Origin of the sequence: Mucilaginibacter rubeus, assembly GCF_014643835.1 — a bacterium.
In the GTDB taxonomy this organism is placed as follows: Bacteria; Bacteroidota; Bacteroidia; order Sphingobacteriales; family Sphingobacteriaceae; genus Mucilaginibacter; species Mucilaginibacter rubeus.
Genome location: NZ_BMKD01000001.1, coordinates 703,525 through 727,519, shown reverse-complemented (window position 1 = coordinate 727,519; position 23,995 = coordinate 703,525). Strand labels below are relative to the sequence as shown.

11 protein-coding genes are annotated in these 23,995 nt (G+C 42.5%); 2 read left to right on the top strand and 9 right to left on the bottom strand.

The window, feature by feature from the left end:
• The first annotated feature begins 36 nt into the window (after positions 1–36).
• Positions 37–441, top strand: a complete 405-nt coding sequence (locus IEX80_RS02890) for a hypothetical protein (RefSeq protein WP_090525388.1) — start codon at positions 37–39, stop codon at positions 439–441.
• Between the two features lie 65 nt (positions 442–506).
• Positions 507–6,113: an alpha-2-macroglobulin family protein gene (locus IEX80_RS02885; protein WP_188831868.1), complete on the top strand. Its 5,607-nt coding sequence runs from the start codon at positions 507–509 to the stop codon at positions 6,111–6,113.
• Between the two features lie 166 nt (positions 6,114–6,279).
• Here the strand turns inward: IEX80_RS02885 and IEX80_RS02880 are convergent, their stop codons facing one another.
• The 9 genes from IEX80_RS02880 to IEX80_RS02840 form a co-directional block, all read right to left on the bottom strand.
• Complete coding sequence (locus IEX80_RS02880; RefSeq protein WP_188831867.1) at positions 6,280–8,055, bottom strand: glycoside hydrolase family 9 protein; 1,776 nt, start codon at positions 8,053–8,055, stop codon at positions 6,280–6,282.
• 250 nt (positions 8,056–8,305) lie between these two features.
• Entirely contained in the window at positions 8,306–8,896 is a 591-nt protein-coding gene (locus tag IEX80_RS02875) for a porin family protein (RefSeq protein ID WP_176624508.1), read from the bottom strand.
• Between the two features lie 171 nt (positions 8,897–9,067).
• A complete protein-coding gene (locus IEX80_RS02870; RefSeq protein ID WP_188831866.1) occupies positions 9,068–10,498 on the bottom strand; it encodes a TolC family protein in 1,431 nt (476 codons plus the stop codon).
• Between the two features lie 13 nt (positions 10,499–10,511).
• Positions 10,512–11,189, bottom strand: a complete 678-nt coding sequence (locus tag IEX80_RS02865) for an ABC transporter ATP-binding protein (RefSeq protein WP_176624504.1) — start codon at positions 11,187–11,189, stop codon at positions 10,512–10,514.
• Between the two features lie 373 nt (positions 11,190–11,562).
• Positions 11,563–13,965 carry an ABC transporter permease gene (locus tag IEX80_RS02860; protein WP_188831865.1) on the bottom strand — a complete coding sequence of 801 codons (2,403 nt, stop codon included), beginning with the start codon at positions 13,963–13,965 and terminating at the stop codon, positions 11,563–11,565.
• A gap of 120 nt (positions 13,966–14,085) precedes the next feature.
• Positions 14,086–16,482: an ABC transporter permease gene (locus IEX80_RS02855; RefSeq protein WP_090525374.1), complete on the bottom strand. Its 2,397-nt coding sequence runs from the start codon at positions 16,480–16,482 to the stop codon at positions 14,086–14,088.
• 90 nt (positions 16,483–16,572) lie between these two features.
• Positions 16,573–18,939 carry an ABC transporter permease gene (locus tag IEX80_RS02850; protein ID WP_090525372.1) on the bottom strand — a complete coding sequence of 789 codons (2,367 nt, stop codon included), beginning with the start codon at positions 18,937–18,939 and terminating at the stop codon, positions 16,573–16,575.
• Between the two features lie 96 nt (positions 18,940–19,035).
• A complete protein-coding gene (locus IEX80_RS02845; RefSeq protein WP_090525370.1) occupies positions 19,036–21,414 on the bottom strand; it encodes an ABC transporter permease in 2,379 nt (792 codons plus the stop codon).
• Between the two features lie 114 nt (positions 21,415–21,528).
• Complete coding sequence (locus IEX80_RS02840; RefSeq protein WP_090525368.1) at positions 21,529–23,916, bottom strand: ABC transporter permease; 2,388 nt, start codon at positions 23,914–23,916, stop codon at positions 21,529–21,531.
• Positions 23,917–23,995 lie beyond the last annotated feature (79 nt).

The window sequence follows — 23,995 nt, the reverse complement described above, 5'->3', positions numbered from 1 at the left end:
ACCTAATCAGCCTAATTAACCCAATCAACCAAAAGAATGAAAAAAGACCTGCCCGAAAATAATGTAAAGGATATTGCTATCGCGGTAGCATTAGAGAGCGAGAGCGTGGAAAGTAAGGTATGGTATGTATATCTCATTAACCTTAAAAACGAGCCGATCGAAAACGTGCTCATAACCTCAAAAGGCTATGGGGAAAAGGACGGCGAACAGGTAAAAACCTCTACCCTGAGGCATATGATCCCTGTTGTTGACAGCAAAGCATATAAGCTTATCGAGCCTATTGATGAGCAAACCTTCGGCCTTAATAACGAATATTGGCTCAGCTATTATATAGGCAAAGACATTTTCGACAAGAAATTTATATTCCTTCCTGAAAGTATTGTGGAGATGAATTTTATCAAGATCCCGGTTTTAAATAAGCCCGGGGTTATGATAAAATAATTTTCGCTTTAAATTATTTATTGTCATAAATTTCATAATTTACCTGATAATAAATAAACCTATTCATGGAAAACGGATACAATCAATTCCGCAAACGCCAAACCTTAATCACTGTTGTCACTACCATTGCTCTTGCATTACTCATCGTATACCTGGTAGCTCATGGCCATAAAAAAACAATAGTTGATCCTGCTTTCAGCAAGTATATCGAGTCGTATACAACTGGTGTTATTTCCAAACAGAGCCCCATTCGTATCAGGCTGGCCAATGACGTGCAGGTAACGCACCAACAAAATGAGGAAATAACCGAAGATCTTTTCAACTTTTCACCGGCTATAAAAGGAAAGGCTATTTGGACGGATGCACGAACCATCGAGTTCAGGCCCGATGAAAAGCTCGACCCCGGTAAAAACTATACTGCCGATTTTAAATTGGGCAAGCTTATTGAAGTGTCGGATCATTTTGAGCACTTTAAATTTAATTTCCAGGTTATTCAGCCCGATTTTACGGTTTCATTTGTTGGCATGCAAACTGCAAGCAGCACTTCAAACACCGAAATGAAACTGACTGGCGATGTTCAAACAGCCGATGCAGAAGATCCATCGGCTGTTGATAAGATCCTCACACCCAACTACGCATCTCCGGTAAAAATAAACTGGGAGCATGACGCTGCCCACAAAAACCATCATTTTACCATAGCCGGCTTAACCCGTATTGCAGGCAAAGCCAATCCACTTACTATTAAATGGGATGGCAGCAGCATTGGCGTAGATAAAAAAGGTAACCAGAATTTTGAAGTGCCCGCCATTGGCGATTTTAAGGTACTGAATATCCGCGCTGTGCAGGACAATGATCAGTATGTTGAAGTACAATTTTCGGATAATATTTTGGTTGGCCAGGAGCTTAACGGGCTTATCACAATCAATAATATAACTGATCCTGCTTATAGCATAGATGGCAGCCTGGTCAAAGTTTACGCACCTGATCGTTTGCAGGGGGATTACACCATATCTGTGAACGAAGGCATTAAAAACACGCTCCTTAAAAGGATCACGAAGGGTTATACCGCTAATTTATTCTTTGAAAATCGTTTGCCTGCAGTTACTATCCCCGGCAAGGGTGTGATCCTCCCCGATTCGGGCCGCATTATGATGCCGTTTGAAGCAATTAACCTGAACGCGGTTGATGTGACCATCATCAAGATCTACGAAAACAACGTACCTCAATACTTTCAAAGCAATGGTTTTGACGGCAGTGCCGAATTAAGGCAGGTTGGTAAGCCCATAGTGCAAAAAACTATCCGCCTGGATAATGATAAAGGTCTTAACCTGCACAAGAAAAACCGCTTTATGCTTGATCTTGACCAGATGATCCGAACTGAACCCGGCGCTATCTATCGCGTGGTAATCGGTTTCAGGCGATCGTACTCGTTGTTCAACTGCAAGGTTTATAGCGGTAAAGTTCAAAAAGATAACGGTGATAGTGACGAAGGCGAATACTATGGCGGTGAATACAGCGACAATTCATCAAAAGTAAGCGACGAGGACGACGACTTCTGGAAACGCTACGACAATTACTATCCCGAAGGGTATAACTGGCAGGAACGCGACGATGCGTGCACAGATTCGTATTATAGTAAGCAACGCTGGGCTACCCGAAACATCATATCCTCAAACATTGGTCTTATTGCCAAACGTGGCAATGATAACAGTATGCTGATAGCTGTTACTGATATACTTAGTGCCCAGCCGATGAATAACGTGGATTTGGAATTACTTGACTACCAAAAACAGGTGATTTACAAAACAACCAGCGACGGCGATGGGCTTGCCAAATTCGACCTGAAGCGTAAACCGTACCTGTTGGTAGCCAAAAAAGGCGTACAGCGCGGTTACCTAAAGCTGGATGACGGAAGCTCTTTACCTCTGTCAAGATTTAACGTTGGCGGTGAAGAAGTGCAGAATGGCCTCAAAGGATTTATTTATGGCGAACGCGGCGTTTGGCGCCCTGGTGATTCTATTTATACATCCTTTATTCTGGAGGATAAATTAAAAACTCTTCCTGCCGATCACCCTGTTGAGTTTGAATTATATGACCCAAGTGATAAGCTTTACAGGCGCATTACCCAAACCAAAAGCTTAGATGGATTTTACAGTTTCCATACAGCGACGGAAACCTCGTCCCCTACCGGTAACTGGACAGCTAAGGTTAAAGTTGGAGGCGCTACTTTTGAGAAAAAAATAAAAGTTGAAACCATAATGCCTAACCGGCTTAAGCTTAGCTTGTCTTTCGGCGGGGCTGCTGAATTGACCAAAGGAAACAACGCCAATGGAAAACTAAGTGCACAATGGCTTTTTGGTGGTGCGGCCCAAAACTTAAAAGCCAAAGTTGATGCTTATTTATCGGCACAGAATACCAGCTTCAAAAAATATAAGGATTATGTTTTTGATGATCCTACACTGGCCTTTAATACGCAGGTTCAAACCGTTTTTGATGGCAAGCTAAGCGAAACAGGCTCAGCCGATGTTGACGCCAATGTAAATGTAGAGAAACAGGCCCCTGGGCAGCTTCGTGCGAATTTCCTGGTTAAGGTATTTGAGCCGGGCGGTAATTTCAGCATCAACCAGGTGAGCATGCCTTATAACGTTTACCCAGGCTACGTAGGGATCAAGACACCTGAAGGCAGTGACCTTTCGGGCATGTTGATTACCGATAAAGATCATATGGTTGATATTGCCGATGTGGACGTGAATGGAAACGCCCTGCCGGGTAGCCGCGATGTGCAGGTTGAACTATACAAGGTACAATGGCGCTGGTGGTGGGACCAAACCGGCAATGAAATGAGTAACTTTACCCAGGATAAGTATAATAAACTTATCAAAACTGAAACCGTAAGGCTTACCGGTGGCGCAGGGAAATGGAAGCTGCATATCAACAAAGCCGACTGGGGCCGCTACCTCATTAAAGTTAAAGACGAGCAAACAGGCCATTCAACAGGTAAGATCATTTATGTGGATTGGCCAAACTGGTCGGAAAGGTTACAATCCACCAATCCTACCGAGGCTGCAATGTTATCTTTTACTTCAGATAAACCTGCATATAAAGTTGGCGATGAGGCAACTTTGACCATTCCAACAGGAGAAGCTGGTCGAGCACTGATTAGTTTTGAAAACGGCAGCAAGGTTTTAAAAACAACCTGGATAGATACGAAAAAGGGACAAACCCGATATATATTTACGGTTGATGAAACAATGGCGCCAAACATTTTTGTAAATGTTACGCTACTGCAAAAACATTCGCAAACGGTTAATGACTTGCCTATCCGCATGTATGGTGCCATCCCGCTGCAGGTTGAAAACCCGGAAACCATCCTGAAACCAATCATCAGCATGCCCGATAAGATCAGGCCGGAAACACAGTCAGCCATTACCGTATCTGAAGCGTCGGGCAAGGAAATGACCTATACTATCGCTATTGTTGATGAAGGTTTATTAGATATCACCAATTACAAACTGCCCGATCCGCATGATACCTTTTATGCTCATGAAGCTTTAGGCGTAAAAACCTGGGACCTGTTCGACTATGTGATAGGCGCGTTTGGCGGAGGGCTGGATCGAATTTTAAGCATCGGCGGCGACGGAAACCTCGGTACCAACAAAAACGTATCTGTAAACCGTTTTAAGCCTGTTGTAAAATTCCTTGGGCCTTTCCATCTCGATGCCGGTGAAAAGCAAACACAGCGCTTTATATTGCCGCAATACGTTGGATCTGTTAAGGCTATGATAGTAGCCGGGCATAACGGCGCTTATGGTATTGCCGAAAAAGCTGTAGCTGTTAAAAAACCCTTGATGATCCTGGCTACCCTGCCGCGTGTGCTTGGCCCGTCCGAAAGCATCCAGTTACCGGTTACCGTTTTTGCTATGGAGAACAATATTAAAACCGTTAACATACAAGTGCAAAGCAATGCTTTCAGCAATTTGGGCGGCAATAACCAAAAGACGCTGACTTTCGATAAGCCCGGCGACCAGATGGTAACCTTTGATTTGAACGTTAAAGATTTTGTCGGCGTAGGTAAAGTAAAAATAATTGCCAAAAGCGGTTCGGAAACAGCTGCTTATGATGTTGATCTTAACGTTCGCAACCCTAATCCGCCGGTTACCCGCATTGTTCAGAAAGAGCTTGCGCCGGGCGAAGTGTGGAATACCGATTATCAGCCGGTTGGCATCAACGGTACTAATAAAGCCACGCTTGAAGTAGCTTACATCCCGCCATTGAACCTTTCAAAACGTTTGGATTACCTGATTGAATATCCGCATGGCTGTGTGGAACAAACCACATCATCAGCTTTCCCCCAGTTATACCTGAACCAGTTGCTTGACCTTTCACCAAAACAAAGAGCCGAAACCGACCGGAATATTAAAGCCACCATTAACAGGCTCAATGGCTTCCAGGTACAGGGCGGTGGCTTAAGCTACTGGCCTTACGGCGGCGAAGCCGATGAGTGGGGAACCAATTATGCGGGGCATTTCATGTTAGCGGCACAGGCAAAAGGCTTTAGTATGCCAATAGGCTTTATCGACCGCTGGAAAAAATACCAGAAAGAAAAAGCACTTAGCTGGGCACCACGCAAGCAGCCATACTATTACGAAGATGACCTTACCCAGGCCTATCGTTTATACTTGCTGGCACTGGCACGCTCGCCTGAAATGGGTGCGATGAACCGCCTGCGTGAATTTGCGTTATTGAGCGACGCCGCTGCATGGCGCCTTGCTGCCGCTTATAAGCTTGCCGGACAACCCGAAGTTGGCCTGCGGATGATAGCTAAATTATCAACCACCGTTAAGCCATACAACAGCCTTTACGGCACCTATGGGTCCGATTTAAGAGATGAGGCTATGATACTGGAAACCCTTACATTACTCGATCAAAAACAAAAAGCCGCTGGATTGGTGCACACTGTTGCCGCCCGCTTATCGCAGGACGATTGGTACAGTACCCAAACCACAGCATATTCGCTGATAGCATTGGCGCAGTTTTACGGCCAAAATAAACCTGCAGGCAAACTTGAATTTAACTATGCGGCAGGCAACATCAAAGCCTCCATCAGTACGAGTTCGTACTTATGGCAGGGAGCGCTGGCGGGCAACGGAGGTAAAGTTTACCTAAAGAATAACAGCAACAACAAACTGTACATTAGGTTGATACAAAAAGGCCAGCCATCATCCGGACAGGATACCAAATCAATCCTTAACTCCGATGTATTACAGATGCGCGTCGGTTATTTCTCGCTTAAAGGTAAGCCTATTGACCCATCATCATTAAAACAAGGGACCGATTTTGTAGCACAGGTAAACATCAAAAACCCCGGTAAACGCGGCAGGTATGATAACCTGGCCCTCACCCAGATCTTCCCGTCAGGCTGGGAGATCTTGAATACCCGGCTGCTTGGTGATGAAGCTTTTAAATCGTCACCATCTGATTACCGCGATATTCGCGACGATAGGGTGAATACTTATTTCAGTTTATACGAAGGGCAGGAATCAACCTATTATGTAATGCTTAATGCAGCGTACACAGGTAAATATTATTTACCAGCTGTTTATTGCGAGGCGATGTATAATAACCAAATCAGCAGCTTATTGAAAGGACAATGGGTTGAGGTGGTGAAGTAACGATAAATTCAAACTTACGAAGTTTTAGAGACCTCGTAAGTTCTTAAAAAACAAAAAGCGCTTCTAATTAATTGAAGAAGCGCTTTCTTTTTACTGCGATAATAAAGTCTTACAACCTACGGGGTCTTGAAGGTTGACCTGTCGCAGATATATGCCTAATATTTTATTATCTTGTGGTCTGACTCGCTAACTTGTGTTGCAAAGCCTCTAACGCATTAGCCAGATAAGCCAGCGGGGCATTCCAGTTTATGGCTATTTCATTGGCGGCGTAAGCGTGCTCATCATCAATATAGGCCTCATCGGGCACTTTTGATGGCAATTTGACACCATCCTGCATACCTGGATTGGGGCCGCCGACAAGCAGGCCTGGTATTGGGTCAACTATAGCGTCAGTTGCAGAAGGCCTGTGGTGCGGATGCATTGGTGTTTTAGTACCATACCCTGTTACAAAGGAATAACCAGTGCCGTTACGGCCAAGCAGGTAGTCAAGATTTGCTAAAGCATAATCCAGGTATTTTTTATCGCCCGATAACTTGTAAGCCTGGATAAGCAGAACTCCTTCGTTTGCGGCCTCGGACGTGCTGCCCCAGCCAAAATGCCTGGCTGATTTAGTCATCACTGTTTGATAAGCGTTTGAGTCAACCCCATTAATCATATCATCGGCCGTGTTGATAAGCCGCTTCCTTATTTCTGGTAACGCGGGGACGGTTTTCCCTGTTATATCATTTTTGATCAGCGTATAATACCCCAACAGCCTAACCTGCGACCATGTAGGTACCGGCATCCGGCTATCAGGCAAAAGATTAATATTTTTAAGATAGTCAACCTCACTGGTGCTGACTGCCAGCTCGGATGCCGCCCAGATAAACTCGTCGGTAAAGTTATTATCGCCATAACCGCCTGTTGTGATCTTCGGTTCAAACTTTTTGTTCATCTCATCCTGCCGGTAGGCCACCATCGGATTTTTACCGGCCCAACTCCAGGCTTTTTGAGCAGCATTGATACATGAATCGGCTAAGCCCGGTAGCTCGTTAGGATACTGTTTAAAAACGCGGGAAGCTTGCGCCATAACAGCGGCAAAATCAAGCGTGCCCGCAGTACCTTTTTGTACCACATAACGTGGCGATGTGTCTTTATCGGGCATTTCAAACTTATCAAAAGCAGCATTGGTAAGCTTATGGTATACGCCGCCATCGGCGGGATCCTGCATAGTCAGCATCCAACGCAGGTTCCAAAGCACCTCATCCAAAACATCCGGAATTTTGTTGCTGCTTTCGGGGATATTAAGCTTAACTGTTTTCATGTAAGCGGGAAAATCCTCATATAAAGAAAGCAACGTACTTGTTGTAATACCACTGTTCACAATATACTTGTTATAATCGCCGGCATCATACCAACCGCGCGGTGATGAGATTATTGAGCCAGCCTTCCGCCCTTCACTTTCGGCAGATGGATGGATCTGTACAACCGTATCAGGATGACCTTCGGCCCGGTGCCATTTGCCGGCATACTTTTCGGGTAACGGTGTGCCCGAGCGCATAAAATAATAGGCTTTGATAGCAGCGGCTGCCACAGCTTTATGAACCAGAACTTTAACCTCAAAGGGATAAGAATAACCTGCAGATGGGACATAAAGTACATACCTGCCGGGCTTGCCGAACGTAGTAAAGTCGGCCAATTGAACAATATGACCGGCAAAGTTTGGTTTAAGTGATGGTTTAAGCTTACCGGTAAATACTGTTTGCTTTTGAATGGTTTGGATAAAAAAGTCGCCCCCTCTGTCACTTAAAACAATGGCCTTTTTAATGGCACCGGGGTAAAAGCCAATTTGATTGAGGCGGATCGGCCTCGAAGTTGTATCGGTTTGAGCAGAAGTATTGCCTCCTATCAGCGATAGCGCAAACAAAAATTTGTAAAATGAGATTGAAAGGTATTTTTTCATCTGCCCTGAATTTTAGAAAACGTCCGAAACCCGCGTTTAAACAGATAACTGACGCATAAATGGCAGATAAATATAGGTGTACATTGTACAATAAGTATAATACTATTCTATCAAATAAAAGCTAAAATATAATACTATATATACAATCGATTGCGTAACTAAACAATAAGAAAGTTTACACTCCGATCTAACGCAAAAAAGACCCGCCGTTACCGGAGGATCTTTCAGTATTTTTTGAGGGACTGGGAAATTATAACGAGAACAATTTATAAGCAACAGCAAGGCTAAACAAGCTAACACGTGTGTGTGAATTATCGTTGCCATAAGCTATTTTATTTAAACCACCTTCGTAACGAAGATCGATAGACAGGCTACTGATATCAACACCTGCACCTACCTGTATTGCGTAGTTCGCGTCTTTATATCTTAACGCTGTTGCATCATTAAATGCATCCCTATCTCTTCCGGTTGTAAATGAAAGCACCGGCCCACCATAAAACCTTCCACCTAAACCTAAGGCACCAACTTTAGCACCTACAAGCAATGGAACATCAAAACTTTTAAAGCTTTGTTTATTTGAAACACCTCCATTATTTACAGTTACGCTTTTATTAGTATAATAAAGTTCGGGTTGAAAAATTAGGCCCAGGCCGCCTATTCGTGCCCATGCACCAGCCTGGTAACCTGCTTTATTATCGTTGTTAAAAACGCCGTTTGAGGGAAACGTTGAATAGTTTAAGCCGCCTTTAAGGCCGAAAGAAAAGCTCGGGATTACCTGGGCTTTTGAAACGCCAACTGACAGTAAAAAAATAGATAAGGAGAGTAAAATTGCTTTTTTCATTTTTTTAGGTGTTTGAATGATGTATTAAGTCTTGGCAAACCTTATTGTTTGCAAAACCGCTGCTAAATTAGAAATATCCGGCTAAACCCAACTGATAATTCAGTAAAGTTTAACCGGATATTTAACTTATAATTTTTAATAAAAGTATAGGCTTTGTTAGTCTTGTCGCATTTACAACGCTAATTTTCCCTGGTAATAATCAAGGATTTTGTTATAAATGTAACAGTCATAGCGGGCGTTGATCATGTTTATCTTTGATTTATCAAGGTTATTTTTTGCTACTACATAATCAACCGAAGTTAAAACACCCGCATTGAACCGTATTTCGGCAGTACGAAATGATTCGGCATAGGCTTTAACCTGCTCAAGGAGCACAGTATACCTGTTATAGGCCGATGTCATGTTAAGATAAGCCTGTTCAACATCCTGTTTCAGCTTAATTTTAGTATTTTCCTCTATGTATTTATAATTGAGCAAATCGATCTTTGCTTTGGCCACCTTATTGTGATTTTGGAAATAATTTAAGATCGGGATCTTTAGACTTACACCAAACTGTGTACTGTAATTATTTTTAAACTGGTCATAGTAGCCGATATCCTTATTTACGTAATTAGCCTGCGTAGTTAAAACTGGTTGCTTACCACCTGGCGTATTTATAAAATCACCTGTTTTTACTGTTGATGAATCGGTGAACACCGAGGTCTGCGCAGCACTTGAATAATTGGTGTACAGACCGCCATATAACGAAACATTTGGCAGCAAAGCCCCTTTAGCTACGCTGACTGCTTTTTCGGCACTTTGACGGCGAAGCGTGGCGGCTTTAACTAAGGCCAGTTGCTGCAACGCTGTATCGTAAACCTGATCGGACGTGAGCGCAGTTTGATTTGAAACGTCCTGTGCGTTAATGGGCTGCAATACAATATTTTTATTATATGGGATATTAAGTATTTGTAATAAGCTCAGTTTGGCACTTTCCAACGCGCTGTTAGCCGCAACAACGTTCAACTTGTTATCGCCCAGTGTACCCTGCAAATCATATAGATCAGATGGCAATTTATTAGCACCATCCTTTTCTAAAACAGTTAGCCTTTCAACCTGCTTTGCCGAAACATCAACCTGGTTTTTAACCTGTGCCAACAATTCCGTATTATCCAGTACAAGCAAATAGGCAGTAATCACATTTATAGTAACCAGATCTTTAGCCTGCTGCAAATCCATTTTACCGGCCTGGTAAGCCAGCGAAGTTTGTTTGATAGCATTTACGTTTTGTAAACCACCAAAAAGCGTAAGGTTTGATTCGAGACTGTAGTTGCCGTAAGTTAATGATTGATTTACATAGGTATTTGTAAAGGGGTTAATATTACGCCCCTGGTTTATACCGTGGTTTATATTAGCATTTAAAGTTGGCAGCATGTTTTCTTTAGCCTGCATAAAATCAATGCGGGCACTTTGGGCCTTTAATTCGCTTTGCTTTACATCAAGGTTATTTTTTATAGCAATATCAATGCATTTCTGCAACGAAAGGGATGTATCAGACTGGCCAAACGCTTTTGCCGACGACAACGTAACAAGACCGAGAAATAGTAATTTATAGTATCGCATTTTATTATTGAGTTCAGAGTTTTCTTGATGAATCGATCCTACCGTCCAGCAGATCGATAATGCGCGAACCGTATTCGGCATTTTTTTCGGAGTGGGTAACTTGTATAATGGTCACACCATCTTCCTTATTCAGCTTACGGAATAGTTCCATAATCTCCTCCCCTTGTTTTGAGTTGAGGTTACCGGTTGGTTCATCGGCCAATAACAATTTTGGTTTTGCAATAAGCGCGCGCGCTATGCCCACAAGCTGCTGCTGTCCGCCCGATAACTGTGCCGGGAAAAGATCTTTTTTGCCAACAATGTTAAAGCGGTCGAGCATATCGGCAACCATGGCTTTACGCTCAGCGCTTTTAAAATCCTGGTAAATAAGTGGGGTTTCAATGTTTTCATAAACGGTAAGCTCGTCAATTAAATGGTAAGCCTGGAAAACGAAACCAATATATTGCTTGTATAAAGCCGAGCGTTGTTTTTCTTTAAGCTGATGCACCGCATGACCTTCAAAATAATGGTAACCGTCTGATGGTTCGTCGAGCATACCTATGATATTAAGTAATGTTGATTTGCCCGAACCTGAAGGGCCCATGATCGAAATAAATTCGCCCTCGTCAACCTCAAGGCTAAGATCATTAAGAATGATGTTTCTGTTGCCCCCTACCTGGAAATACTTTGAAATATGCTGCAGTGATAACATTTTTAGTTATTGAATTAGTTTGTTAGTAAATAAATGAGTTAAACAATAATACTCATCATTTTGCGATTAACATATCAATAACATACCAAAGTTATATCTAACTAATTATCAACAAATTAAACCATCCTATCAAAACTTCACTGTACGCTTATGTAACAAGATGCGTACGGTTATGATACAGTGTTTTTTGAAGAGAAAGGTAAAAGGCAAAAGGTGAAAGGTATTTTTTTTCGCAAACAGGTAGTGGCGGCGGGATCCAAAACTTCGGTGCTCTACAGAGCTTAAGTAAAACAAAAAGCTGAAAGGTATATTTAACATTACATCAACGCTAATAAACCTTTCAGCTTTCGCCTATTACCTTTCACCTAAATAATCAATCTCCAGACCGCAAACTCTTAACCGGGTTAGCAAGCGCGGCCTTAAGTGATTGCACACTCACGGTAATAAAGGCGATAAGTATGGCCACTGTGCCTGCAGCTATGAATACCCATATTTGTATGCTGATCTTATAAGCAAAGTCCTGCAGCCACTTGTGCATGACATACCAGGCTATTGGTGAGGCGATGATAACCGATATAATTACCAGTTTCAAAAAATCGCCTGAAACAAGTTTCACTATACTGAAAACGCTTGCACCTAAAACCTTACGTACCCCAACTTCTTTTACCCTTTGCCTGGTTGAAAATACCGCCAGGCCAAATAAACCCAAACAGGAAATAAAAATTGTAACCAAAGTAAACGCAGTTAGTATTGAACCTATGCGCTGCTCAACCTTATACATGTCATCAAATTCCTGGTCGAGGAAGTAATATTCAAACGGTGTGGCCGGGTTAAAGGCGGCCCATTTCTCTTTTACTACAGCTATGGTTTTACCAATATTATTTCCAGAGGTTTTGACGAGTATTTTACCAAAATAATCTTCAGTAAACATTACAATTGGGGTAACTTCCTGATGCAGGGATGCAAAGTTGAAATTTTGTGCAACTCCCCTGACTTCGCCAGTACGGCCGTTTAGCCCAATGTGTTTGCCTATCGCTTCTTCGGCTTTCCAGCCCAAAGCTTCAGCAGCCTTTTCATTGATGATAAAACCATAATAGCGCTTGTTTTGATCGGGATCGGTAGCGCGTGTTTCATCGGCATTAGTAAAATCTATGCCTTGAACCAGTTTGATGCCGAGTGTTTTCAAGAAATTCTTTTCTACCGGCAACGCGGTTACCGAAAGATTATAGTCGCTGTTTTTGCCATCGGCCTTGTTAATACTATATCCGCCGTGAACATCAACCGGCGAGTCATACGACGCGGTAGCACCAAGCACTCCCGGCAATTGAGTTACCGCATTATTAAATGATTGGACCTCTTTTAATGATTCGCCACCAAGATCCAGTACCATTACCTGCGACCGGTCGATACCAATATTCAAATGCTGAATGTATCGCAGCTGGCTGCCGGCTATAACCGTACAGATCATAAAGAACACAGATACAACAAACTGAACTATAACCAACGATCTGCGTAAAGCTTTACCACCCGTTGTATTTGTAAGTTTTCCCTTTAAAGTGACAATGGGGTTAAATGAAGATAAATATAGCGATGGATAAGTCCCGGCTAAAAAAGTTACCGTTACAAACAGGGCAGCCACGGCCATGATAAGCCATGAAATGTTCCACGTTTGAAAACCCAATTGCTGCCCCAAAAAATCGCTGAACCATTTAAAACTTACATCGGCTAAAAACAAACCACCTAACAGCGATACCAGGGTGATCATCGCCGACTCAATAATGAACTGAACAAAAAGCTGGGTACGGGCTGCGCCCATTACCTTTCTTACCCCTATTTCGTGGCCACGCTCTATAGCTTTAGCAGTTATCAGGTTCAGGAAATTTACGCAAGCCAGCAGCAATAAAATAACAGCAACCGCACCCAAAATGTAAATGTATTTGATATTGCCGGATGGTGTTAGCGGGTATGTAGCCGCCGATTTCAAGTGAACATTAGTCAAAGGTTCAAGCTTGAACCACATTTTATGCCCCTGCCTAAAATCATCTTTAAACAGCTCGGCTACGTAGTTGTTCATTTTTTGCTCAACCGAGGCCATATTAACACCCGGTTTTAACAGCAGGTACGAATAATCATTAGCCGAATCCCATTTGCGTGTTTTAGCATGTTCTAAGCCGGCATAGGAGCCGATCATATCAAATTTGATCTGCGAGTATTCGGGCACATCTTCCACCACACCGCTAACCATCATGTTTTGCTTGTTATTAACCTTCAAAACCTTGCCTACGGCATCCTCGTTGCCGAAATATTTTTTTGCCGTAGAAGCGGTGATCACCACAGCCGACGGGTCTCTAAGCGCGGTAGCGGCATTACCTTTCAAAAACTTAAAGCTGAAGATCTTAAAGAAAGGCTCATCAGCTAAAAAGAACCGTTTTTCGTTAAATAATTTGTCCTGGTATTGCACCGGGTTGTTATACCGGTAAATCCGTACACCATCCTCAATTTCCTGTAATTGCTGTTTAAATACGGGCACAGGCGCAGTTGGCGTTACCGATACTGATTTAGCTTCAGCATCGTCTGATGATTTATAATTATAAACCACACGGATTATCCTATCGGCTTTTACATGAAATCTATCGTACCGTAATTCATTTAACAGGTAGGTAGCCAGCAATATAAAGCAGCCTATTCCAACTGCCAATCCCGCAATACTTATGAGTGAAGTAACCTTGTTGATAACCAGGTTACGCCATGCTGTTTTTATATAGTTTTTAATCATTTTTTAGTTTATTAGTTCACTGGTTTATTAGTTCATTGGTATTTGCATGTTTACAAAATCTTTTCTCACTTACCCCGTGTTCACTAATGAACCAATGAACAAGTGAACCAATGAACGAATCTATTCTGACCTTAAACTTTTAACCGGGTTAGCCACCGCCGCTTTTATAGCCTGGAAACTTACCGTTGCAAAGGCAATAACCAGCGAAGTAAGCCCGGCAATACCAAATATCCACCAACTGATATCAATACGATAGGCAAAGTCCTGCAGCCACTTGCTCATGACATAAAATGCGATAGGCCAGGCAATGACATTGGCAATCAACACTAGTTTTACAAAATGGCCCGAAAGCAGCATCACAATGTTTTGTACCGATGCCCCCAATACTTTGCGTACTCCGATTTCTTTGATTCGTTTTTCGGCTGAGTAAGATGCAAGGCCGAACAGCCCCAAACAGGATATGATAATGATAAGTCCAGCTAAGATACTTACTACGGTACTTATCTGGTTGTCAACGCTGTAAACTTCTTTAAAATGATCATCAAGGAATTGGTATTCAAAAGGCACACCCGGAAACTCTTTATTCCAGGTTGACTGGATGAATGCTACCGCTTCCTTAGCCCTGCCGCCGTTGATCTTAACTGACATTTGGTTAAACCCTTTACCATTTACCAGGAACAGCGTTTCAATTTTATAATGCAGGGAATTGAAATTGAAATCCTTGGCTATTCCGGTAATCACGCCCAACGAATCAAAACCAAATCTTTGCCCCAATAAGGATTCCATATTTTTCCCTTTATGATCTTTCAACAACTCCTTAGCCAGCGCTTCATTGATGATATATTGTTTCCAAACCGCAGAAGTATCGGTAGAAAAATTTTTACCCATCAGCAGTTTGATCTTATACAGATCAAGGTAGTTATTATCAACCACCAGCAATGTTGAAGTAAGCTGGCGCAACGGCGAATCACCAAGTTTAAATGAGATACCTGTTTGGTCAAGGTGGCTACCCAAAATATCCTGCGATGCAGTAACTCCCTGCACCATCGAGTTGGAAAGCAACTCCTGTTTAAACAAATCATATTTGTTTTGCGGGATCAAACCCAAAGGAACATTAACAATCTGATCGCGATTAAAACCGGGATCTTTTTTCTGCATAAACTTAAGTTGCCTGATAACCAAAACCGTAGCTATCATTAAGATTACAGCACTCGTAAACTGGCCAACAACCAAAATATTACGCAGTGGCACCTTATTACCTCCTGCTGAAGTTAAAGCCCCTTTTAATACCTTGACCGGCTGAAATGACGACAGAAAGAGTGCAGGATATATACCGGATATAATACCGACAAGCACTGTGCTTATAAACACCACTCCGATAAGCATTTTGTTATCATGCAGCGGCAAACTGATATCGCGCTGGCTCAAACTATTGATAAACGGAATGGCAAGGGTCACCAAAACACATGCAAAAACTAAAGCTATCAGGGAAAGTAACACCGTTTCGCCCAAAAACTGCATGGCCAGCTGAATACGCCCTGCGCCAATAGACTTGCGTACGCCAACTTCTTTTGCCCGCTCCGATGACCGCGCGGTTGAAAGGTTAATGAAATTAATACAGGCTATTACCAAAACAATGATCCCTATAACTGTAAACAGGTTGGTGATATGTTTATCAAATTTTTGATAGTTGATATAATCCAGCCCTATATCAGCCGAGTTAGCGTGAACATCTTTCAGGGATAACAAGAATAGCTCATAATTTTTAGGGCCGTCTTTACCTTTATATTTTTGAAGATAGGCTGGAAACTTCTTTTCAAGCGCCGCTACGTTGGTACCAGGGGCCAGTTCAAGATAGGTATTTAACCAGTTGCCGCCCCAGTTGGTAAACATCCATTTCTTATAAATACTACTGAACGAAAACAGGCAATCAAACTGCAATTGCGAGTTTTTGGGCACATTAGCCAATATGCCGGTAACCGAATAGGTGATGGTATCCTGCCCGTAATTGGTAACCGTTTTACCAATCGGGTCATCATTGCCAAACATACGTTTTGCGGCATCTTCCGTCAATAAAACGCTGCGCGGTTTTAATAAGGCAGTTGCCCTGTCGCCCCTTAGCAGTTTGAAATCAAACATTTTCAAAAAAACCGAATCCACAAAGAATACCTGTGGCATGTACACACGTTTAAGTCCGTTATTGAGCGGAAACTTTTGCTGCCAGCGAACACGTGTAAAGTTTTTTATTTCCGGAAAATCGGCTTTAAGTGTTGGCCCCATTGGGAACATAGATAAGGCAACTTTTTGCGTGGCTCCCATTCCCTCAAACTTTTGCACCTCGTTTAAGCGATAGATATTTTTAGTATGCAGGTTATCAAAGCTTTTTTCGTAATAAACAAAAAGCGTGATTACGATGCAGGCTGCCATACCAACGGCCAACCCAAAAATGTTGATAGCCGAAAAAACCTTGCTTTTCCGGATATTCCGCCAGGCGGTTTTGAAGTAATTCTTTATCATTTACCCCTCCTAACCTCCCCAAAGGGGAGGAATTATTAATATTATTTAGTATCACTTAGAGCCCTCTCCTTTGGAGAGGGTTGGGTGAGGTCATTCGCTTCTTAAACTTTTAACAGGGTTAGCAATTGCAGCTTTAATAGCCTGAAAACTGATAGTTAACAGTGTGATCAAAATAGCCGCTATTGCCGATATAATAAACACACCTGGCTCTACGGTTACCCTGTAATCATATTTTTGTAGCCATCCCTGCAAAAAGTAAAATGCTATAGGTGATGCTATCACGCAACTGATGAGCACCAGCAGCACAAAATCCTTCGACAGTAAAAACCATAGCTGACTTACAGTTGCACCCAATACCTTGCGCACACCAATTTCTTTGGTGCGTTGTTCGGCGATATATGCAGCCAAGCCAAAGAGACCGAGGCAGGATATAAAAATAGCCAAACCGGCAAATATGCCCGACAACTTACCCACCAACACTTCCTGACCAAACTTGCGGTTATAATCATCATCTACAAAACGATAGGTATAGGGATAGGCCGGACTATATTTTGAAAACACCTGCCCAATTTTATCAATAGCATCATGCGGGTTCACTTTGGGCGAGAGGCGGTAAATCATGTTTTGATGCGGATCATTATTATACACAAACATGGTTGGGTCGGCCTGTGCAAACGGCGATAACATCAGCGCGTTTTTAACTACACCAATTATCTTGCGCTGCTTACCTCCATAAGTTATTACCTGGCTTATCGGATCACCTTTAAGGCGCAGGCGCTTAACCGCCGCTTCATTAAAAATGATATTCAATGAATCGGACACAACATTATTATAATCCCTGCCGGCAAGCATTTTCATGCCCACCGTCTTGAAATAATCATTAGCTACAGCTATTACGCCCATTTCAACGGTTTCGCCGGCAAATTTACCAGGCCATTGGTCAAGGTTGTTGTGCATGTTAATATCTGTAATGGTGCTTGATGCTGTGGAGATACTTTCAATCACGCCGCTTTGCAATAATTCATTTTTAAAAGCGGAATAGTGCTTACCCAAATCTTCATTGGCATTAGTGGCTATTAACCTATTAATATCGTATCCCGCCGGGCGGTTTTTTGCATATTGAATTTGCCTGTAAATAACAACTGTGCTTATGATCAAGGCTATTGAACAGCTAAACTGCATCACTACTAAAACTTTACGCGAATACGATGCTGAGCGGCCAACCTGAATAGTACCTTTTAATACCTTAACCGGATTAAATGACGAAAGATAAAATGCAGGACGACTACCGGCTACCAAGGCTGTAAGTAATACGCACCCTATGGCAATCAGCCAAAAAATTGCGCTGTTAAAAGGGATGGCAATAGTAGTACCGGTGAGCGAGTTAAACGGCCCGAGCGCTATTTGAACAAAAAGCATTGAGCATATAAAGGAGATCAGTGTGATCAATGTAGATTCTGTCAAGAACTGGAATATCAGATGCTGACGTTGTGATCCGATAGCTTTACGGATGCCGACCTCGCGCGCGCGTTTTTCAGACCGGGCAGTTGTGAGGTTGATGAAATTCACACAAGCTATCAGTAGTACCAGTACACCAACAATACTAAAGGTGCGTACATAATCAATAAAACCACCTGCAGCAACTCCATTTTTATAATCGGACAATAGATGCCAGTCGACCATCGGCTGCATAATTACGTCAGAGTTTTCGGCATTTATATTTTTTTCGCCTTTTTCGATATGAAGGATCTTTGGGGCCAGTTGTGCGTACGTTACACCTGGTTTTAGCTTTGCAAATAGCTCGAAGCTATTGTTACCAAAGCTATCGTGGGCGTCTTTCATGTAAGGCTGTTGCTCCATCAAACTGAATGGAATAACATATTTAAATTGAAGCGACGAATTCAATGGTACATCCTGAATCACGCCGGTAACTTTTAAATTGTAGTTATTATCAACCTTAACTACCTTATTGATCACATTCCCCGCGCCAAATAAAGCGAGAGCAGTAGCTTTGGTCAATACAATTGAATATGGATCATTCAAAGCGGTGGTACGGCTCCCCTGTAAAAAATTGTATTGAAAAATTTTCAGGAAATCACTACCTGCCTGCACGCCATCAATAGATAGCTTCTTATCGCCTACCATTAACCCATGTGTGCCCCCCCAATCTGTGGGTGCTACATATTCTATTTCGGGCATAGTTTTCAACACATCTGCCAGTTTTAGCGAGGTTGAACTAAACGTTAATGTTTCGCCATTACTATTAAAATTACGGCGAACCTGGTATACCCTGTTGGCATCGGGCAAAAATCTGTCATATGAATATTCATGGGCAACCCAAAGCGCTATCATCAAGGCAACAGCCATCCCAGCTGCCAATCCTAAAACGTTGATAGCTGTATAAGCTTTGTTGTTTGCGATATTTCGCCAGGCTATTTTCAGATAATTTCTAATCATATTCTATATCATTAGGTCAATGCGTCATTAGGTCATTTTTTGCTTTGCTCATTCTTCAATGACTTAATGACACGAAGCAAATGACTCAATGACTATTTATTCGGAACGCAAACTTTTAACCGGGTTGGCGAGCGCCGCCATTGCAGCGCGGTAACCTACCGTAATCCAGGCTATTATGAGGCTTGACAAAATCGATATCACAAATATTTGCGGGCCGATACTGATTCGGTATTGAAAATCCTTTAAGTAATTGTGCATTGCCCACCAGGCCAGAGGAGCGGCTATTACAAAAGCGATGAGCAACAATATGCTAAACTCCTTACCAAATAGCCATAGGATACCGCTGATATTGGCTCCCAATACCTTGCGTACTCCAATCTCTTTGGTTTTACGCACGGCCATAAACGATACCAGACCGTATAAACCGAGGCAACCTATGATGATCGCGATACCGGCAAACGCTTCAACCAATGTTAACAGGATATTATCCATTTCGTAAAAATGGGCAATAGTATCGTCCAAAAACTGGTATGAATATAATTCTTCCGGGAAGGTTTGGTTCCAGATCTTGTCAATTGCAGCTAATGTAGCCTTAGCATTACGCATATCTATTTTCACAGCAACGGTACCCAAATCCTGGTAATTAGGCATCACACACAATGGGGAAATTTCCGAATGGAAAGAGTAATTATAAAAATCTTTCATCACCCCTACAATGGTGCCTTTATAGTCGCGGCCATTAATTGCCATCTGTTTTCCAATTACATCCTGCGGTTTAAGGTGTAGTTTTTTAACAAAGGTTTCGTTCACCAAAAACTCTTTTACCGAGTCGCCTTTAAAGAAATTTCTACCGGCAATCAGTTTAATGCCAAAGGTTGAAATGTAATTTTCGTCGGCCTGTTTGGTATTGATGCTCCAATGCTCGTCTTCGGCACGGTTATCATATTGAATACCGGTATTACTATTTGAACGGGATGCAGGTGCATTAGCACAGTAAGATACGTTTTCAACTCCCTTAATTTCGCTGAGGCGATTACGCATCGTGCTCATTTTCATCTTATCGTTTTGAGGGAGCGGCACCAATACTATGGCATTTTTATTAAAACCAAGATCCGCAGTTTGTGAATAGTGTAATTGCGATACCACGATAATGGTGCCGATGATCAAAACCTGCGATATAGTAAATTGAGTAACCACCAAAACCCTGCGCAACGAAAACCCGCCGACGTCTTTTTGTGACAGCTTGCTTTTGAGCGCCTTGATAGGTTGAAACCGTGCCAGTACCAAACCAGGATACGAGCCCGAAAGGAATACTACAATAATAGTAATCAACACGATAAAAGCACTAAGTTCCGACCAGTTAAAGGTCATCCTTGCGTGAAAGAGTTTATTCAATGCAGGCAAGGCAATTTCCGACAACCCAATGGCCACCCCAACGGCTATAATACTGATAATGGCTGTTTCGGCAATAAACTGCCAAAATAATTGAAAAGGCTGGCTGCCCAATACTTTACGGATACCCACCTCTTTTGAGCGATTTAGTGCCTGAGCCGTAGCTAGGTTTATAAAGTTCACCGAAGCAGTAATGATCAGGAACACGCCGATAAAGAACAGTGCCCATAAATAGCTCTTATCAGCGTAGCCGCCGAGTTCACGGTCAAAGTGCATTTCGGCAATAGGCTGTAATTTAAAGCGCCAAACCTGCAAATCCCGACCGGTGTAATTCTTTTTAACCAATTGCAGCATGGCAGTTTCAACCTGTGCCTTTGTTACGCCTGGCTTTAATCGGGTAAAGCCCTGACAGCCGCTGTAAACGCCGCCCCAGTTATTTTCACGGCCTTTACCTGCGTACGCTTCCATACTTGCATACGAAATGAAAATCTGTTGCTTTTGGTCGGTGTTATTTGGCAAATCCTGCAGTACACCGGTTATAGTAACGTTGATGTTGTTATCCAGCTTGAAAACTTTGCCTATGGGGTTATCATTACCAAAATATTTTTGGGCCACTTTTTCGGTAACTAAAGCTTCATTGGGGTTAACAAGCATGGTTTTCTTATCACCTTTGAGCAACGGAAAATTCAGGATATTGAAATACTCGGGCTCAACAAACGCAACGCCATCATCCTCACCAAATTTTTTCACTTCACTTCCCTTGGTAATCGTGATCAGCGTTTTATTAAAGCTGATGTATCTCGCCGTTTTTTCGCTAAAAGCAAAGTCATTTCGATAACCCTTGGCCATCGGTTGCGGAATAGCGCCTACCCGGTCTACACCCTGATCGTGAAACTCGGTATAAAAACGGTAGATCCTGTCTTTATCCTTATGAAAGGTATCAAAGCTCAGGTGGTAAGTGATCAGCGTAAATATTAGTACGCCACAGGCTATACCCAAAGCCAAACCAATAACACTGATGGTTGCGTAAGCCTTGTTACGCACCAAATTTCGCCATGCAATTTTTATGTAGTTTTTGATCATAAACCCCTCCTAACCTCCCCAAAGGGGAGGAATTGTACTTGTGATATATTTAGTTATTAGTTATGTATTTTAATCTTCTTAAAGCCCTCTCCTTTGGAGAGGGTTTGGGTGAGGTTACTCACTTCTCAAACTTTTCACCGGATTTGTCAACGCTGCCTTTATAGCCTGGAAACTTATCGTAACCAGTGTGATAACGATTGCTGCCACTGCCGAAAGCACAAACACTCCCGGACCTATTGTTATCCTGTAATCATATTTCTGCAGCCAGTCTTTCAAAAAATAAAAAGCTACAGGCGTTGCTATTATGCAACTTAACATCACCAGTAAAATAAATTCTTTTGATAGCAGCAGCCACACTTGTGCTATTGAAGCACCCAATACTTTTCGTATACCAATTTCTTTGGTGCGTTGCTCGGCTACGTACGCAGCTAACCCAAACAAACCAAGGCATGAAATGAAAATAGCTAATCCGGCAAAAACGCCGGCAAGTTTGCCAACTAAGGCTTCGAGGCTAAACTTGCGATTGTATTCCTCATCAACAAACTGATAGATATAAGGATACGCCGGGTTATAGGTATCAAAGATCTTCCCTATCTTCTTAATGGCATCCTGCATATTTACGTTAGGTGCCAGGCGATACATGATGTTATTACCTCCCCTGCCATGATTAAATACAGCCGGCTGCACAGGTGTAAATGGCGATTCCATTAGGGCATCTTTAACCACACCTATAATATGAACCCGACCCATAAAGCTATAATTTATCACTTTGTTAATCGGATCTTTTAAGCCCATGCGTTTTACGGCAGCTTCGTTGATGATAACATTTGTTGTATCAGATGCCCATTCGGCCGAAAAATCACGGCCTTCTTTCATGGTCATGCCCATTGTTTTGAAGTAATTAGGAGATACAGAGATAGCTCCAACGTTTATCCCTGTTTCACCCCCTCCTTTTCCGGGCCAGTTATCAATACCCATATGGCTATAAATATTGGTAACCGGGCTTGACGCAGAGGCCACGCCCTCCACCGTTCCACTGGCTATCAGGTCGTTTTTTAAAGCGCTGTAGTTTTTTTCAAGATCGCCGCTCATGTCGGTCATCATTAAACGGGTTGAGCTATAACCGGTAGGCCTGTTTTTAGCATATTGTATTTGCTGATAAACAATAACAGTACTGATAATCAAAGCAACAGAACAGCTAAACTGCATTACTACCAACACCTTGCGCGGCAATGAAGCCGACCTGCCAACCTTAATAGTACCCTTTAATACCTGCACAGGGTTAAATGACGATAGATAAAATGCAGGACGACTACCTGCTAACAAACCAGTAAGCAGCACATAGGCTATCATCATAGCCCAAAACAAAACATTGGTATATGGGATACTAATAGCGCTACCTACGATAGCATTAAAAGACGGGATAGCCAGCTGCACCATCACTATCGACAACAAAAATGAAATGAAAGTGATCATTATCGACTCCGCGAGGAACTGGGCTATCAGATCGCCGCGTTGCGAACCAATGGCTTTGCGTACCCCTACTTCGCGAGCCCGTTTTTCAGACCTGGCGGTTGAAAGGTTCATAAAGTTGATGCAGGCAATAAGCAACACCAAAACACCTATCACGCTAAACATACGCACATAATCAATAAAACCGCCAACAGCCTTACCGTTTTTGAAATCATTATACAAATGCCATTTTTTTAATGGATGAATAATTACTTCAGGTTTTGCCGGGCGCATCTGTTCGTTATGATCATATACTATGTTTTTAATTTTTGGTGCAATCTGCTCCATAGTAACACCGGGTTGCAGCTCCAGGTACATGTTAAAGGAGTTGTTGGTCCATGTAGTGCGGGCTCCTTTCATCCAGCCCTCGGTTGCTTCTTTAAAGCTGAAAGGAGTCAGGAAGCTGAATTGCAGCGTGGCATTTTTAGGGATGTCTTTTATTATGCCCGTAACCTTCAAATTTTGACTATTATCGTAACGTATTACTTTATTGATCGGATCGGCATCGCCGAAAAGTGCTCTCGCGGTAGATTCATTAAGGATGATGGAATTTGGTTGTGTAAACACATCTTTAGCATTACCTTTTACAAAGGCGTATTTAAAGATCTGTAAAAAATCGGGGTTAGCTGCGCCTCCGGCAACGTAGAGCTTTTTATCACCTACTAACAGATCGTGCCATTGCATGCCTACCCAATCTGTTTCGGCCACGCGTTTTATGCCCGGAATTTCCTTGCGCAAAACCCCGGCCAATGGCAATGAAACCGCCGTTTGTGTGTGCTCCCCATCATGCTGGGTAGTAAAATGCTGTTCAACCTGGTAAAGCTGCTCATAGTTGGGTAAAAACCTGTCGTATGAATATTCATTGGCTACCCAAAGACCAATAATCAGCGCAACCGCCATGCCTGCGGCAAGCCCCAATATATTAATTGCGCTATAAACCTTATTGTTCAGGATGTTGCGCCACGCGATTTTTAAATAGTTACGAATCATAAACCCCTCCTAACCTCCCCAAAGGGGAGGGACCTTTTTATATTATTGTTTCAATTTCATTTAAAGCCCTCTCCTTTGG